This window comes from Pseudomonas sp. FW300-N2A2, from assembly GCF_017351735.1.
Lineage (GTDB): Bacteria > Pseudomonadota > Gammaproteobacteria > Pseudomonadales > Pseudomonadaceae > Aquipseudomonas > Aquipseudomonas migulae.
Map to the genome: position 1 here is coordinate 22,531 of NZ_JACNDU010000038.1, position 14,772 is coordinate 37,302.

15 protein-coding genes are annotated in these 14,772 nt (G+C 60.0%); 6 read left to right on the forward strand and 9 right to left on the reverse strand.

Annotated elements, in window-relative coordinates:
* Nucleotides 1-20 precede the first annotated feature (20 nt).
* Both J4E42_RS26965 and J4E42_RS26970 read right to left on the reverse strand, forming a co-directional pair.
* Nucleotides 21-500, reverse strand: a complete 480-nt coding sequence (locus J4E42_RS26965) for a VOC family protein (protein WP_008035586.1) — start codon at nucleotides 498-500, stop codon at nucleotides 21-23.
* Between the two features lie 32 nt (nucleotides 501-532).
* On the reverse strand, nucleotides 533-1,147 hold the full coding sequence (locus J4E42_RS26970) for a dihydrofolate reductase family protein (protein ID WP_207286572.1): 615 nt from the start codon (nucleotides 1,145-1,147) through the stop codon (nucleotides 533-535).
* Nucleotides 1,148-1,340: 193 nt separating this feature from the next.
* On the opposite strand from J4E42_RS26970, the gene J4E42_RS26975 reads away from it, so the two are divergent.
* Both J4E42_RS26975 and J4E42_RS26980 read left to right on the forward strand, forming a co-directional pair.
* Entirely contained in the window at nucleotides 1,341-2,519 is a 1,179-nt protein-coding gene (locus J4E42_RS26975) for a GGDEF domain-containing protein (protein ID WP_207286573.1), read from the forward strand.
* Nucleotides 2,520-2,637: 118 nt separating this feature from the next.
* Nucleotides 2,638-3,495 (forward strand): hypothetical protein, encoded by an 858-nt coding sequence (locus J4E42_RS26980; RefSeq protein ID WP_207286574.1) that lies wholly within the window; start codon nucleotides 2,638-2,640, stop codon nucleotides 3,493-3,495.
* Between the two features lie 851 nt (nucleotides 3,496-4,346).
* On the opposite strand, the gene J4E42_RS26985 is transcribed toward J4E42_RS26980, so the two are convergent.
* Entirely contained in the window at nucleotides 4,347-4,739 is a 393-nt protein-coding gene (locus J4E42_RS26985) for a GFA family protein (protein ID WP_008024674.1), read from the reverse strand.
* 132 nt (nucleotides 4,740-4,871) lie between these two features.
* Between J4E42_RS26985 and J4E42_RS26990 the strand changes: the two genes are divergently transcribed.
* Complete coding sequence (locus J4E42_RS26990; RefSeq protein WP_008037849.1) at nucleotides 4,872-5,276, forward strand: antitoxin Xre-like helix-turn-helix domain-containing protein; 405 nt, start codon at nucleotides 4,872-4,874, stop codon at nucleotides 5,274-5,276.
* Nucleotides 5,270-5,962 carry an RES family NAD+ phosphorylase gene (locus J4E42_RS26995; protein ID WP_207286575.1) on the forward strand — a complete coding sequence of 231 codons (693 nt, stop codon included), beginning with the start codon at nucleotides 5,270-5,272 and terminating at the stop codon, nucleotides 5,960-5,962. The genes J4E42_RS26990 and J4E42_RS26995 overlap by 7 nt, the downstream gene beginning before the upstream one ends.
* A gap of 63 nt (nucleotides 5,963-6,025) precedes the next feature.
* Here J4E42_RS26995 and J4E42_RS27000 read toward each other — a convergent pair whose 3' ends face one another.
* Nucleotides 6,026-6,676 carry a DUF2931 family protein gene (locus tag J4E42_RS27000; RefSeq protein ID WP_008037853.1) on the reverse strand — a complete coding sequence of 217 codons (651 nt, stop codon included), beginning with the start codon at nucleotides 6,674-6,676 and terminating at the stop codon, nucleotides 6,026-6,028.
* Entirely contained in the window at nucleotides 6,676-8,223 is a 1,548-nt protein-coding gene (locus J4E42_RS27005) for a DUF2235 domain-containing protein (protein WP_207286582.1), read from the reverse strand. Before J4E42_RS27005 ends, J4E42_RS27000 begins: the two co-directional genes overlap by 1 nt.
* A gap of 219 nt (nucleotides 8,224-8,442) precedes the next feature.
* Between J4E42_RS27005 and J4E42_RS27010 the strand changes: the two genes are divergently transcribed.
* Complete coding sequence (locus J4E42_RS27010) at nucleotides 8,443-8,805, forward strand: hypothetical protein (RefSeq protein ID WP_207286576.1); 363 nt, start codon at nucleotides 8,443-8,445, stop codon at nucleotides 8,803-8,805.
* 83 nt (nucleotides 8,806-8,888) lie between these two features.
* On the opposite strand, the gene J4E42_RS27015 is transcribed toward J4E42_RS27010, so the two are convergent.
* From J4E42_RS27015 to J4E42_RS27030, 4 genes are all read right to left on the reverse strand, one after another.
* Entirely contained in the window at nucleotides 8,889-10,484 is a 1,596-nt protein-coding gene (locus J4E42_RS27015; protein ID WP_207286577.1) for a DHA2 family efflux MFS transporter permease subunit, read from the reverse strand.
* A complete protein-coding gene (locus J4E42_RS27020) occupies nucleotides 10,481-11,578 on the reverse strand; it encodes an HlyD family secretion protein (RefSeq protein WP_207286578.1) in 1,098 nt (365 codons plus the stop codon). The genes J4E42_RS27015 and J4E42_RS27020 overlap by 4 nt, the downstream gene beginning before the upstream one ends.
* Before the next feature lie 100 nt (nucleotides 11,579-11,678).
* Entirely contained in the window at nucleotides 11,679-12,089 is a 411-nt protein-coding gene (locus tag J4E42_RS27025; RefSeq protein ID WP_207286579.1) for a cupin domain-containing protein, read from the reverse strand.
* A 45-nt stretch (nucleotides 12,090-12,134) separates the two neighbouring features.
* Nucleotides 12,135-12,878 (reverse strand): SDR family oxidoreductase, encoded by a 744-nt coding sequence (locus tag J4E42_RS27030; protein WP_207286580.1) that lies wholly within the window; start codon nucleotides 12,876-12,878, stop codon nucleotides 12,135-12,137.
* Between the two features lie 233 nt (nucleotides 12,879-13,111).
* Here J4E42_RS27030 and J4E42_RS27035 point away from each other — a divergent pair, with 233 nt between their 5' ends.
* Nucleotides 13,112-14,698 carry a winged helix-turn-helix domain-containing protein gene (locus tag J4E42_RS27035; RefSeq protein ID WP_207286581.1) on the forward strand — a complete coding sequence of 529 codons (1,587 nt, stop codon included), beginning with the start codon at nucleotides 13,112-13,114 and terminating at the stop codon, nucleotides 14,696-14,698.
* The last annotated feature ends 74 nt before the right edge of the window (nucleotides 14,699-14,772 follow it).

Consider the following 14,772-nt stretch of genomic DNA (forward strand, 5'->3'; position numbering starts at 1 on the left):
TCGTGGTTTGTTTAACCCGGCTAACCCCTGAGCGCCGCTTCAATCGCCGCGACGTCGATCTTGCCCATCTGCATCATCGCCTCAAATGCACGCTTGGCCGCGGCGGGATCGGGATCAGTGATCGCCGCCGTCAGCACCCGAGGGGTGATCTGCCAGAACAAACCCCACTTGTCCCGGCACCAGCCGCAGACGTTTTCTTCGCCGCCGTTCCCTACTATCGCGTTCCACAAGCGGTCCGTCTCGGCCTGATCGTCGGTCGCCACCTGAAACGAAAAGGCCTCGTTGTGCTTGATCGACGGCCCGCCGTTCAGCCCGAGACACGGGATGCCCATCACCGTGAACTCCACCGTCAGGACATCGCCCTTCTTGCCCGCCGGATAGTCGCCGGGGGCGCGGTGGACAGCGTTCACCGCGCTGTCCGGAAATGTTTCGGCGTAGAACGTCGCGGCGTCCAGCGCGGTGCCGTCATACCACAGGCAAATCGTGTTTTTGCTGACCATTTTTGTTCTCCAAAAAAATGTGGCGGTTTTTCCTAGTCAACGTCTTCGAACGTTCCCGTACGTACTTCGCCGCTGCGTTCGTAGCGGCTGATCAATACACCCGCTGGCGTGGTGATCGAGTGCGCCAGGGTGAACGCCGACGCCAGCGCATCGTCGCCGAACAGGCGCTTGCCGCGCCCCAGGACCACGGGAAACGTCATCAGCCGCAGCTCGTCGACCAACCCGGCGGCCAGCAATTGGCGCACCAGATCACTGCTGCCCTGGGTCAACAAACGGGCGCCGTCTTGCTGCTTGAGCACGCGTATCGCGTCAGCAAGGTTGCCTTTCAGTGCATGGCTGTTCTGCCAGTCGAGCGTATCGGGTCGATGCGTGGCGACGTGCTTGGCCACGCGGTTGAACAGGTCGCCGATGGGATGGCCGTTTTTGTCGGGCCAATACGCCGCGAAAATGTCGTAGGTGCGGCGCCCCAGCAGCAACTCGAACGGCTGCGCGAACAGCTCGTTGATGGCCTGGCCGGAGGCTTCGTCGGCGTAAGGCACGATCCAGCCACCGAAACGAAAATCGCCGTCGGGATCCTCTTCGGGCCCGCCGGGTGCTTGAATAACGCCATCAAGACTGATGAAAGCGGCAACGGTGAGCGTGCGCATGGTCTTCTCCCGGTTGGTCTTCGTGACAGCGCTCTTGCAGGAAACACCGACGATCAGGCGCATTCCTTAACCGTAGTCGAACGAGACGCCGGGAAATCGACAGTGCGATATACGGATGACGAGCCCTGCGAAAAACAGTCTTGAACGCTACAATCACAGCCCTCTCCCGCAGATCAGGCAGACCCGTCCGGCTATGGCGCTCGACCCTCCAACGATGTTGACACTCTCTATCGCCCTCGCAGCGGCCGCCGCGCTGTATCTGGCGATCGAGTGGCGCAGCATTCGCGAACCCTCGCTGCTGTTCTGGAGCGCAGGATTTGCCACGATCACCGTGGGTTCGACCCTCGCCTTGCTGCGCATCAGCGGCCTGTTGCTGATCGGTATCTGGTTCGCCAACGGCCTGTTGGTGACGGCGCACTTCCTGTTCCTGTTGGGCGTCGCGCGTTTTACGCAGGTGCGCCTGTCTCGCGTCTGGTACCTGATTTTTGCAGCCTGGTTTGCCATGCTGTTGCTGCCGGACGAAGCGTCGTGGTCGAAGCTCATGCTGGTGGCCAATTCGCTGCTGGTCGCCCTGCCGACGCTCAGGGCCAGCTTCCTCCTGCGTCCTCATGGCAAGTCTTTGAGCGTGGGCGCGGTGCAACTGCGTTATGTGCTGCTGACCCACGGGCTGTTCTATCTGGCCAAGGCGATATCGGTGGTCGTGCCAGGCACGCTGATCGATCTGGCGGCCTTTCGTGGCGAGATCATCCAGATTTCGCTGGTTGAGGGCGCGATGGCGATCATGCTGATCGCGCTCTCGATGACCGGCACCGAGCGCTACCGGCGGGAGAAACAGATTGAACGACTGGCGGCACGCGATCCGTTGACCGCCCTGTACAACCGCCGCGCCCTCGAAGTGCGGGCACCGCGCCTGCTGGAGAACGTCTCGGGCACGCGACCGGGCGCGCTGCTGCTGATCGACATCGACAACTTCAAACTGGTCAACGACCTCTACGGCCACACGGCCGGTGATCGACTGCTGGTTTCGCTGAGCGAGATGATTCGCGCGGTTTTGCCCGGCGGTGCACTGGCGGCCCGGCTGGGCGGTGACGAATTTGTCATCCTGCTGAATGACGCATCGAGTGAGCGAGTCGTCGGGTTGGGCAACGCGCTGCGGGACCGGTTTCACCAGGCCGCCGCACAGGCATTCACCACGCCTGAACCGGTCACCTTGAGCATCGGCGCCAACCTGTTCGACCAGCCGCCGTCGAGCCTGGCCGCCCTGATCGAGCAAGGCGACGCCGCGCTTTACGAATCCAAGCGCGGCGGACGCAACAGCCTGCGCCTGGTGGATCGGACCCTGGCCAGCGACGAGCTGTCACCTACCCGCTGACTCGCCAGTTGTGTTGATACGCATGCATGAGTGATAGGTTCACAAATACTGCGTATCTTGTCCGATACAAAGCGATCCAACGCGGCCATTTGCGAGCCTCTCTCGTCAAGGAAGAACAATGATCACTGCTTCAACTTCGACTTCAACGAATGCGGCGATGTCGGCCTACACCTCTGCCGCCGAGGCGAAGGCTGCGGCGGCTGCGCAACAGCAACGCGTGGCTCAGGATGATCCGGCCAAGACACCGAACGACGATTCGGTGAGCCTGTCCAGCACCTCCACCGCCTACAGCAATTCGATCGCCGGCAACGCGCCGTTCTTCCCGGTGCGTTCGGGAATGAACGCTGACGCCCTTGTCCTCGGTGCCTCCAAGCCTGGCGCGGTCTCCAGTTCCAAGGACAAGACGTTTGCCGAAGTGGCCACCGATGCCCGCAAGCGCATGGATGAAAAATACGCGCTGATGAAAGCCAGCGGCAAACCGTACACCAGCAGCGATGAAGACCGGAATGCACTGATGGGCGATCTGGATCGACGTTCGCTGAACGCCGTCGCCACCAATCAGGGCGGGACCTTCACCGCAGAGGAACAAGCCTCGGCACAAGCCTTGATGCGCCAACAGGCGCGCCTCGCCACCGGTTACTACAGTGGCCCGGCGGACCAGCAAAAAAACTGGAAAGACCCGTTTATCAACGACCCTTACGGCCGGGCCCGCGCCGCCCTGGATTTCATGGACAACATGAGCCCCGAAGAAAAAGCCAAGCCTGAGTGGCTGTCCCAGCATTTGTCGCTGGAAGCGGCGCTGAATCAGAGCTCGAGCCTGGACCCTGCCGAGAAGAAGACCGGGCATTTCCACAACCTGGCTGAAATCCTCGCGGGTATCGTGACGGACGGATCTGACAGCGAAAAATCCAGCTCAGCCAAAAACACAGATCCGAGCGTCGGGATCATGAAAAAGCTGCAATCACTGGTTTCGTGACACCGCCGATCCTGTAGGAGCCAGCTTGCTGGCGATTGGGCCTTGAATATTGCGTTGATTGCGAGGGCCTCATCGCTGGCAAGCCAGCTCCTACAGGTTCCGGGGTGTCTGGTCGGTGGCATTCACAACGTTGAGGCCGCTGGTAGAACACAACCCCTGTAGGAGCCGGCTTGCTGGCGATTGGGCCTTGAACATTGCGTTGATTGCGTGGGCCTCATCGCTGGCAAGCCAGCTCCCACAGGTTTCGGGGTGTCTGGTCGGTGGCATTCACAACGCTGATGCCGCTGGTAGAACACACCCCCTGTAGGAGCCGGCTTGCTGGCGATTGGGCCTTGAATATTGCGTTGATTTCGTGGGCCTCATCGCTGGCAAGCCAGCTCCTACAGGTTCCGGGGTGCCTGGTCGGTGGCATTCGCAATGCTGATGCCGCTGGTAGAACTCAACCCCTGTAGGAGCCAGCCTGCTGGCGATTGGGCCTTGAGTATTGCGCTGATTTCATGGGCCTCATCGCTGGCAAGCCAGCTCCTACAGGTTCCGGGGTGTCTGGTCGATTGCATTCACAACGTTGAGGCCGCTGGAAGAACACAACCCCTGTAGGAGCCAGCTTGCTGGCGATTGGGCCTTGAACATTGCGTTGATTTCGTGGGCCTCATCGCTGGCAAGCCAGCTCCTACAGGTTCCGGGGTGCCTGGTCGATTGCATTCACAACGCTGATGCCGCTGGTAGAACACAGCCCCTGTAGGAGCCAGCTTGCTGGCGATGGCGGTGGGTCAGACGACGGCGTTGTTGACTGACAGGCCGCAATCGTCGGAACGCCGCCCGCAGCAAGCCGGCTCCTACAGGTTTGGGGGCTACCCTTCAAAACGTCCCGTGCCTTCGCGGTCGTGCTTGTATCGGCGGGTCAATGGAAACGGCGGCAACCACTGCTCGCGGCGAATGATCCAGCTTTCATAGGTGGGCGTCAGTTGGTCCGGGGCATCCAGCGATCCCAGGTTCACTTCGACTTCGTCGTCGGTGCGGGCGAAAACCGAGGAGCCACAGCGCGGACAAAAAAAACGCCCGGCATAGTCGCGGGTTTCGCCGGTGATCGTCACCGCACGCTCGGGGAATATCGCGGAGGCGTGAAACAGCGCGCCATGATGCTTGCGGCAATCGAGACAGTGACAGAGGCCGACCCGGTATGGTCGCCCGGATGCCACAATTCGCACGTTGCCGCACAGGCAACCGCCGGTAAAAGAGTCCATGGTGCGCCTCCTCTGAATTCGTGCGACCGGAAGGCTTATTACGATAGCAGCCACCACTGGTCGCAACGAACTTGCTCTACAGATGCTTTTTACCTAATTTTGAATCTATAGATTCAATTTGAGATCATGAACATGGCCGTTGCCCTCCAGCAGCAAGCCTTCACCAAAAGCCAGTGCGTAACCGGCCTGCGCGCCGCTGTCGGCATTCTCGATAAATGGCGCGCCTCCAGCGATCAGGCCTGCCGAATCCTGCGCATCTCCCGCAGCACCTACACCCGCGCCCGCCAACGCGATCCCGACTGGGCCGTGGCGCTGGACGCGGACCAGATGCAGCGCATCAGTTTCGTGCTCAACATCCACGCGGCGCTGCGCCTGGTGTTCGACAACCCGGAAAACGTCTACGGCTTCCCGTCGATGGCCAACGACAACGAATTCTTCAACGGCCGCTCCCCGCTCGAGATCATGGCTCAGGGCGATATGATTTCCTTGTATGAGACCTTCCGGCGCATCGACGTGCTGCGGGGCGCGCAATGGTGAGGCTGAGCGAACTGGCAGCACTTGCCGGCGAGCCATTGCAGGCCTATCGACTGGTCAATTCCAAGTTCCCCCCGGTGGCCTTGTTTGATGACGTGGCGGACGCGGACGCGTTTGAAGTGCTGTATCAGATCCAGGAACTCACCAACCCGAGACTTAAAAATGAAGTGGGTCGCCTTGAGCTGATTCGCCGCAGTGAAATCCCGTTCGGCATTCCGGGCTGCTCTTATGCGACGGCCCCCTTTACCCACGTAAACCCGGCGGGCTCGCGGTTCAGCGATGGCAGTTTTGGGGTGTTGTATCTGGCGGATACCCTGGAAACGGCACTGGCAGAAGTGAAGCATCATCAGAGCCTGTATTGGTCGAATGTCCCGAGCCTCAACTACGAGCGGTTTGTTTTCCGCGGGTTGTCCTGCTCTTTTGTGGAGGCCGGGATGAAAGATGCGACCTCCCTTTCGATGACGGACCCTGTTTACGATCCGGACGATTACACGCACTCCCGTCGTTTAGGGAAGTCAGTCAAAGAGGCGGGTTGCCCTGGGCTTCGTTACCACTCGGTGCGAATGCACGGCAGTGATTGCTGGGCGCTGATGACGCCAAAACCGGTTTTATCGGTGATTCAGGCGGCGCATTACGAGATGGTCTGGAATGGGCAGGTGACGAGTGTCAGTCAGATTAGTGAGGCTTGAATGCGTTATGCCGAAATGAAAACGGGCGCCTTGATAGGCGCCCGTTTTTGTTTGTGTGGGGGGTTACCAACTGCCGTACGGGATGCCGTATTTTTCGACATAGCGTTTGGACGCCTCGGACTGGGGATAGTAATTGCCGCCGGATTTTCCAAGATGCGGCCCCAGAGGTTCAACCTCGGCCTGGGCGCGTGCAACTTTTACGGCCTTCATGCATTTGTCCGAGACCCAAACCTGTGCGATCCCTCCTGGTGCCAGGCCGACGTAGACCAACGCAATCGTACCGGCAGGTTCATCTGGTGTCGTCGGGCAAGGCTCGTTCACTGTCGCCCGCATGATTTGCCGAGCTTCTTCAGGTATATCGATCCAGACTCGGTAGGTTTTTGACTCCACCACAGACTGCCAGCGAACATAGATACGCTTTGGCAAATCGGCCCCTACGACTTCCCGAATTCCTCCGGTAATTTGCCCCCAACCCCGAGCGGACTCCATACCGTCTTCCGGCTCGTTTCCCGCCGCCGTTCCGCCACCTGTTCGGCGCAACAATTTGCCGTTGATGTCTTCGACCTGACTGTCTTCGACCCAAACCTTCATGTAATTCGGCTGGTTGAAGCTAAGACTCCACCATTTTCTGGTGAGCTCGCTTTTTTGAAGAGTGTCTGACGCCTGACACCCAGCCACCAACCACAGGCCAAGTAATAAAACCAAAGCACGCATCAAAACACTCTCCAGCTAGAGTCCGGCACATGAGGATGGCGCACACGTACTCCACTTTCAGTCGGCGCGTTGGTATAGCGAATGGTCACACCCCGCTCCCGACTCGCGCCTACAGGATTACTCCAGTTGGCAGACATGTGAACGTATTTGAGCTTCAATATTTTTTCTTCTTCAGCCGTTGGCTCGTAGTTTCCGGAAAGAACCCTGTCGCAAAAAGGCTGTAGTTCAGAAGGCAAGCTGTTAGCGGGATCGTTTTCGTCGATCACACCAAACTGCACGCCCTTCTCCCTCGCCAATTTATGCATCAGGTGCAGATACACCACCGACAGCTTGCCACTGACCGGGCGCTTGAGCTGCAACCCTGCATACGCGCGCACCTGTTTGCCCCCCGATGCCTGATCTTCTCTCGGAAGTGGGGTCGGTTTCGGAGTCACGATTTCCAGCATTGCTTCTGGCCAGCCATTGGCTATCCAACTCGCTTTCTGCTGCTGAGCATCACGATAAATCGAAGTGGTTTGAATATCGGTTCCCTGTTGCATCGTAAGGGCCTGCATGGGGCTGACCAACACGCACTCTTCCACTTCTTCCCGGTACCCCCCACCGACATCCGAATGCACGCCGGGAACGGGTATTTCGGTGTGCGCAGGAATGACTGTGCTTAGCGCAAAGTTGGCCCGACGCTCGTCCCGTGCAGTCAATTGAATGACATCGGCAAAGTACTTGCGGTCAAGGTAAAGCTTGATCCCCGGCGCCACGGGACTTTGAATGTTACCTAAGTTTGTGACCCCTGCGACCGAGGGCACGGTATCAAACAGGCCAATGAAGCCCATGATGATCTCGCTGTTGTACTGGGCATCGAAACTGGAGCTGAAACCCTTGGGGTTGCTGCGAAGAACTTCACCTAAAGGTCCCAGTTTGCAACGTACGATTTCGTTGGCGAAATGTCGGGCAGCGGCGGCGCCTCGACTAAACCCAAAGGTGTCGAATGTGAGCGATGTAATCTCGCCGCCAGGATTACGATCAATCGCTTCCTTGATCAGTGCTTTCATGGCGACAAACGCTTTTTGTACCTTCCCTGCTACGCCTGCATCTCCTCGCCCGGTCGCCGCGGCCCCCAAGCTGTCTTCGGCGGCCGCATCGGTGCCGATCCCATCAACGTAGAGGCTGCGCTGTACGAGTTTGGACGACGCATCGTTTCCGGCGACTTCCGATGTCGGGTAGAGCTCGTATAGTTTGAAAACATTACTCACATCATTCCCATAACTCCCCTCCGGATCCGCCATATACGGCTTGCAGCTCGCATCTACATCCGCAGGCAAAATCGGATGATGGGCGCCACACAGCAATCCTGAAGCCGAGTTGCTCGCATTGTTCAGCGTCCCGTCGAAGAACACGCCAATGCGCAATGCGACGCGGACTTTCTCCTTCGCTGCCGCCGGTGCCTTGCCGTATTTCTCGTACTCGGCCCAGCGTCTGGCGTGGATGTCGACGGGTTTGGCTTCGTCGTATCGGAAGTTTTTCGGGGGGTTGGGTACGTATCCACTCATTCCTTGATCACCTGGCTCCTTGGTGCAACGGGCGCTGAGGGTGCCACTGTGGATCCAATCAAGCAACGCGTAGCCAGATGCCATCACTGGGACAACATGGACCTTCTTCCATGTATTGGTTTCGTCAATGGTCACCATTAATTCAATGAAGTTCTCTTAAAAATTGTGCGGCGTAACATCGCCTCCATACCAAACAACTACACCCCGGAGCACACCACCATGAAACGCCAACTCTTCCTCAGCATCGCTTTCTCGGTTTTTGCAGTTAACGCTTTCGCCGCTACTTCGACTCACCCGGTTGTCGCTGAAGGCGGCTCGGATCGTCTGATTGAAAGCCGTGTGGCTGAGGGTGGTTCGGATCGTTTGATCGAAAACCGCGTCGCCGAAGGTGGCTCCGACCGCCTGATCGAAAACCGCGTTGCCGAAGGTGGCTCCGACCGTCTGATCGAAAACCGCGTTGCCGAAGGTGGCTCTGACCGTCTGATCGAAAACCGCGTCGCTGAAGGTGGTTCCGACCGTCTGATCGAAAACCGCGTTGCCGAAGGTGGCTCTGACCGTCTGATCGAAAGCCGCGCTGTATGAATGAATGGCTCTATCGCGGTACTCAACGAGAAGCCCGGCCTAATCAGCCGGGCTTTTTCTTGCGTCAAACAAATGAGGGGCCTTCATTGAGATGACACCGCAGCACGCCGCTTCGCGTATAGCCCCAACCCGATTTTGATGCCGACCAGCATGGGCGCGGCGACTGCGAAAAGCAGCGTCACTGCAACAAATGCGCTGTCGAAGGCAATCACAGTGGACTGACCTGTAACGGTACGACCCAGAAGGCTCATCGCCGCCCTACCCGCAGCCACTGCATCCATTCCTTCGGCCGACAACATCGCTGTCGTGGTGGTCAGCCGTTCGATGACCGCGCCCCCGCCCGGAGTGGCGCTGGCGCCAAGGACCACCGAGTTGGCGACAACGTTATGCTCGATCAGCGTCTGAAGCCCTGCGACGCCCATCAGGCCACCCAACTGGCGCCCCGTATTGAAAAGCCCTATGCCGCTGGCAAGGTTGCGCCTGCTGAGGTCACTGAACGCGATCAGGGTGATCGACAGAAACAGAAAACCAAGACCCAACCCGCGCAACAGGATGGCCGCCATCATGTCGTCGGCGCCGCTTTCACGGGTGGAACCGGACAGCATCCACATCGCAACCATGATCATCAGGATGCCGAAGGGCACGGTGGCGAACGGCGGAACGCGGCGGGCTTGCATGAGCCAGGCCGAAATCAGCAACGCCCCGATAAAAAAGGCGCTACTGGGCAACAGCAGCTGGCCGGCATCGGTGGGTGTGAACGCGAGGACTGACAGTGCAAACGCCGGAATCAGGAACGCACTGCCGAACAAGGCCGCACCGGCGACAAAACTGACGATAAAGGCGAAGGTAAAATCGCTCGATTTGAACAGGGTGAAATCGAGCACACCCTGGCCTTGGGTCAACAGTTGCTGGCCTAGAAAAGCCAGCAGCGCGGCTGCCCCCATCACGGTCAGCCACAGGATGCGCGGTTCCTCGAACCAGTCCCATCGGCTGCCCTGGCTGAGCACATAGGTAAAACACAACAAGGTGACGCAGATCAGGCAGAAGCCGACCGCGTCAAACGGACGATGCCGTGTCTTGGTCGGCATCGGGGCGTCGGCAGTCAGCAAAAGTCCACTGGCCGCCAGGGCGAGCGGAACAACGCTGAAAAAAATCCAGGCCCAGGACTGGCTATCGATCAACCATCCTTGAAGGGCCGGCGCGAGGGTGGCGGGCGCGACAACCGCGCCCATGGCGAACAGCGCCTGAAGGATGGGTTGATGTGATCGCGGCCAGGCGCGAAAGATGATCACCTGCCCACCGACCAGCAGCGTGCCGCCGGCGAAGCCCTGGATAACTCGAAGCGCTACCAGCAGATCCAGCCGAGCCGTCATGGCGGCAACGGCGCACGCCAGGCCCATGACCAAAGTGGCGCTGATGAGGACCTGACGCGGACCGAAACGGCTCACCAACCAAGGAGCGATCATGAATCCGATCAGCTTGAACGCGGTGTAGCCAATATCCAGCCAGGCGAACTCATCGGGCGTTGCATAGGTATCGCCGATGATGTCGCTGCGGCCAAGCGACAGGACGGTGCCGGCAAGCGCTTCCGTCAGCGCGGCAAGCAGGATGCCCGCCATGAGCAGGAGGCCGTTCGTCACGCTGGCATTGCCCGGCGTGGCGGTGGCCACCGGGCTCATGAGCCACTTCCTTGCGCAACCTCGACCCGCGCAGACAGGCCCGGCACGATGCGGCCCGGCAACGGGTTGTGGGCCAACAGGATTTTCACCGGCACTCGCTGGACGACACGAACAAAGTTGCCGGTCGCGTTATCCGTGGGCAGCAAGCTGAATGCCGAACCACTGCCCGGTGCAAAGCTGTCGACCACGCCTTCAAGTGCCTCGTTCGGATAGCCGTCAACTGTGATGCGCACCCGTTGACCGGGGCGAATATGCTCGAGTTGGGTTTCCTTGAAGTTCGCCACGACCCACACATCATGGACCGGCACGATATCGAGCAACGACACGCCCGTCGTCACATACCGGCCCACGCGAACCTGGCGATTACCGATAACGCCATCGACAGGCGCGCGAACCACGGTGCTGTCGAAATCGATCTGGGCGAGATCCCGCGCCGCCTGCGCCTGATTCACCGCCGCAACGGCTGCTTCGCGCTCGGTGACCAACACGGCGATGTGTTGCTGTTGCGCCTCGACCGATGCCGAGGCGGCCGATACCGTCGCCTCGGCTCTGGACCGTGCAGCGGCGGTTTCATCGACCAGGGCGTGGCTGACCGCGTTGCTGACGATCAGTTTGCGGTTGCGATCATGGGTCTTGGTCGCCAGATTCATCTCGGCGGAAGCTGAACGCCTCTGGGCTTCGGCTTGGCGGATCAGGGCCCGTTGAAGCTGGGTCTGGGCATCGACATGGCTCAGGCGAGCCTGGGCCGCACTGACATTCGCCACGGCTTGCGCCAACCGTGCGCGGTAGTCTCGGTCATCAATGCGAAACAGGACATCACCCGCCCGGACGGTCTGGTTATCCTCGACCTCTACCGACGTGATGTACCCGGCCACTTTGGCGGCGAGCGAGGTCACGTCGCCGCGCACATAAGCATTATCGGTGGAGGTCGTGCCGCTGAAAACAGCCACGGCCCCTCCGGTAGCCAGGACCAGAACGGCGGCGACGCACAGCAATCGGCCGATGGTTTTTTTCTTGCTGCGACGCGGCGCGGCGACAGGGATTTCAGCGTTTGCGCCGGCGGCTATGGCGGCCTTGTCCTGGAGCGAGTTCATTGTTCTCATTACCTGTTCAATGCCAATAAACCTACAGCAGCCAAAGGGCGGCAGTGGCCTGCCGCCCGGCTATCGCGCGTCGATCAGCGCGTGTGTGAAGTCACTTGCCGATGGGCGTGACGAGCTCCTTTTCCCCGGAATCGAGGACGAACACCGCCAGCAAACGCGCAGGTTGGGTATCGCTGGCGTTGGCGCTGACTTCGTGCACGGAGCCAGGCTCCTCTACGAAGTTTTCGCCGACGTTGTAGATCTTTTCCGGCTCGCCTTTGACTTTTATGCGAAACGAGCCTTCCAGGACCGTCGCATAAATGAAGGCCGTTTTCGGATGGGTGTGGGCCGGCGATGCGGCGCCCGGCCCATACTCGACAACCACGCCCTTCATGCTCTTGCCGGGGATATTGGGAATGGGCCGGTCGAACACGACCGTCACCTTGCCCGCGGGCTTGTCGTCGGCCGACGCGGTGATCGAGAGCGCTGCGAAAGCAGCGGCCAGAAGATATCGGGTGAACATGGCAAATCTCCTTATGCGTCTGTTTGATGAGGGCGAATCCCGGCGTCAGGACCGGGCGAGCCAGTCCTCGAAACGAATCGCGCCCAGGCGCGGGTGCTTGCCGGGGGTCAGCGATTGATCGTCGAGCACCGCGCCGAAGTAGCGTGCGTGCACGTCCGGAACGACTTTGCGGGAGTCCCCGGTTGCCCGCAGAAAGCGCCTGACCAGTTCGTCCAGCGGCATGGCCTCGGGCCCCGCGACTTCGAGCGTGCCGTTGACCGGTGTTTGCAGCGTGACCTCCGTCAGCGCCGCCACTACGTCGTCGGACGCCAGTGGCTGGATCAGCGCGGGCGAAAGGCAAATCTCCTCACCGACGGCGGCCGATTGCGCGATACCGCCGACAAATTCGAAGAACTGCGTAGCCCGCAGGATGGTGTAAGGAATGCTGGACGCCTTGATCAGGTTTTCCTGGGCGACCTTGGCCCGGAAATAGCCATTCTCGGGAAGCCGTTCGCTACCGACGATTGACAGGGCCACGTGATGACGAACGCCGGCGGCCGCTTCAGCCGCCAGCAGGTTGCGGCTCGAAGTTTCAAAGAAGTCGAGGACAGCCTGGTCTTCCCACGACGGCGCGTTCGCCACGTCGACGACGATATCAGCGCCATCCATCGCTTCGGCCAGGCCTTCGCGGGTGATGCTGTTTATGCCCGTACTGGGGGCGGCTGCGAGCACGTCATGGCCGCGCTCGCGGAGGTTGTTCACAAGTTTCGATCCGATGAGGCCAGTGCCTCCAATGACGACGATCTTCATGGGTTCTCTCCGCTTCACGACGGCAACCATTGCTGTCGGTGTGAGCAAAGAGTGCCCCCGTGCGTAAGTGAAGTCCTTGCGCAGGCCTTGGATTCACCTTCGCTCATGCTTGTTTTTTCGTCCAAAAAAACCGCCGTTTGAATGTCATCCTGACTCGGCGGTGCAGCCGGTTACGCGCTGCCGTATTATCGACTGCTCGTACTCATTACCCGCTCGACCAGGGGATATTCACCTTGCCATTCGTGTTTGAAGACTACGTGCTCGATCAAGAGCGTCGGGAACTCACCTTGCGCGGGCAAGTCGTGCCCATCGGGCCACAGGTCTTCGATTTACTGCTGCAGCTCGTCAGCCAGCGCGATCGCGTCGTCAGCAAGGATGACTTGCTCAGGGCAGTGTGGAGCGGCCGGGTGGTTTCGGAATCGACGATCACCAGCCACATCAATGCGGTACGCAAGGCCATCGGCGATACCGGTGAGGAACAGCGCCTGGTTCGCACGGTGCCGCGCAAGGGTTACCGCTTCATTGGCCTGGTCGAGGCAGGCGAGACCGCCGAGGCCCGGCAACCTGACGGACACGGTATCGACGCAGGCATGCCCGCCGACCGGAATGAACCCCTCGTGTTACCGGACAAACCCTCGATCACTGTCCTGCCCTTCCAGAACCTGAGCGGCGACCCGGAGCAGGATTATTTCGCCGACGGCGTGGTTGAGGACATCATCGCCGCCCTGTCGCGAATCCGTTGGCTGTTCGTGATCGCGCGCAATTCCAGCTTCACGTACAAAGGCCGCTCCGTGGACGTCAAGGGTGTCAGCCAGGAGCTTGGCGTGCGTTACGTGCTGGAAGGCAGCGTGCGCAGGTCCGGTGACAGGGTGCGCATCACCGGGCAACTGATTGATGCAACGACCGGAACCCATCTCTGGGCGGAGCGCTTCGAAGGCACGCTCGACGATATCTTCGAGTTGCAGGATCAAATCACTGAAAGCGTCGTCGGTGCCATCGCGCCGCAGCTCGAACGGGCGGAAATCGAACGGGCCAAGCGCAAGCCGACGGAAAGCCTTTGTGCCTACGACTATTACCTGCGGGGAATGGCGAAACTGCACAACGGCACACGGGAAGCCATCGAGGAGGCGCTGGTGATGTTCTACAAGGCCATCGAACTCGACCCGGAGTTTGCGTCGGCCTATGGCATGGCGGCGTGGTGTCATTTCTGGCGCAAGTTGAATGGCTGGATGACCGATCGACCTCAAGAGATCGCCGAAGGTGCGCGGCTGGCGCGCCTGGCCATGGCGCTCGGTCGGGACGATGCGGTGGCGTTGACGCGAAGCGGGCATGCGCTGGCCCATCTCACTGGTGATGTCGATGGCGGCATTGCCCTGCTCGACAGGGCGCGCCTGCTCAATCCGAACCTCGCTCCCGCCTGGTTTTTGGGCGGTATTTTGCGTGCACTGCGCGGTGAAACAGACGCCGCCATCGAGTTTTTGACCCATGCCGTGCGCTTGAGCCCGCTGGACCCGGAGATGTTCAGGATGCAGGTGGGTATGGCGCTCGCGCACTTCGTTGCTGGGCGCTATGACTGTGCGACGGACTGGGCGGATAAGGCATTGCGCAACCTGCCCACCCTGCTGCCTCCGGTCGCGCTGCTGGCGGCCAGTCATGCGCTGAGGGGACAAATGGATAATGCGAAACAGGCGATGCAGCGCTTGCGCGAGCTGGATCCTGCATTGCGTGTTTCCAATTTGAAAGAATGGCTGCCTATTCAGCGGCCAGAGGATCTTGCTCGTTTTGCGCAGGGGCTGAGGATGGCTGGGTTGCCTGAGTGAGTGTGGTGCTGATCACTTTGCTTGGGGGTATATCCGTTTCTGCGGTAACGGCCGCTATTGGTTTCGCTTTTACA

Bases quoted from the DNA above. Each gene is read 5' to 3' on its own strand.
- J4E42_RS26965 (WP_008035586.1), bottom strand. From the start codon at position 500: ATGGTCAGCAAAAACACGATTTGCCTGTGGTATGACGGCACCGCGCTG.
- J4E42_RS26970 (WP_207286572.1), bottom strand. From the start codon at position 1,147: ATGCGCACGCTCACCGTTGCCGCTTTCATCAGTCTTGATGGCGTTATT.
- J4E42_RS26975 (WP_207286573.1), top strand. From the start codon at position 1,341: ATGGCGCTCGACCCTCCAACGATGTTGACACTCTCTATCGCCCTCGCA.
- J4E42_RS26980 (WP_207286574.1), top strand. From the start codon at position 2,638: ATGATCACTGCTTCAACTTCGACTTCAACGAATGCGGCGATGTCGGCC.
- J4E42_RS26985 (WP_008024674.1), bottom strand. From the start codon at position 4,739: ATGGACTCTTTTACCGGCGGTTGCCTGTGCGGCAACGTGCGAATTGTG.
- J4E42_RS26990 (WP_008037849.1), top strand. From the start codon at position 4,872: ATGGCCGTTGCCCTCCAGCAGCAAGCCTTCACCAAAAGCCAGTGCGTA.
- J4E42_RS26995 (WP_207286575.1), top strand. From the start codon at position 5,270: ATGGTGAGGCTGAGCGAACTGGCAGCACTTGCCGGCGAGCCATTGCAG.
- J4E42_RS27000 (WP_008037853.1), bottom strand. From the start codon at position 6,676: ATGCGTGCTTTGGTTTTATTACTTGGCCTGTGGTTGGTGGCTGGGTGT.
- J4E42_RS27005 (WP_207286582.1), bottom strand. From the start codon at position 8,223: ATGAGTGGATACGTACCCAACCCCCCGAAAAACTTCCGATACGACGAA.
- J4E42_RS27010 (WP_207286576.1), top strand. From the start codon at position 8,443: ATGAAACGCCAACTCTTCCTCAGCATCGCTTTCTCGGTTTTTGCAGTT.
- J4E42_RS27015 (WP_207286577.1), bottom strand. From the start codon at position 10,484: ATGAGCCCGGTGGCCACCGCCACGCCGGGCAATGCCAGCGTGACGAAC.
- J4E42_RS27020 (WP_207286578.1), bottom strand. From the start codon at position 11,578: ATGAACTCGCTCCAGGACAAGGCCGCCATAGCCGCCGGCGCAAACGCT.
- J4E42_RS27025 (WP_207286579.1), bottom strand. From the start codon at position 12,089: ATGTTCACCCGATATCTTCTGGCCGCTGCTTTCGCAGCGCTCTCGATC.
- J4E42_RS27030 (WP_207286580.1), bottom strand. From the start codon at position 12,878: ATGAAGATCGTCGTCATTGGAGGCACTGGCCTCATCGGATCGAAACTT.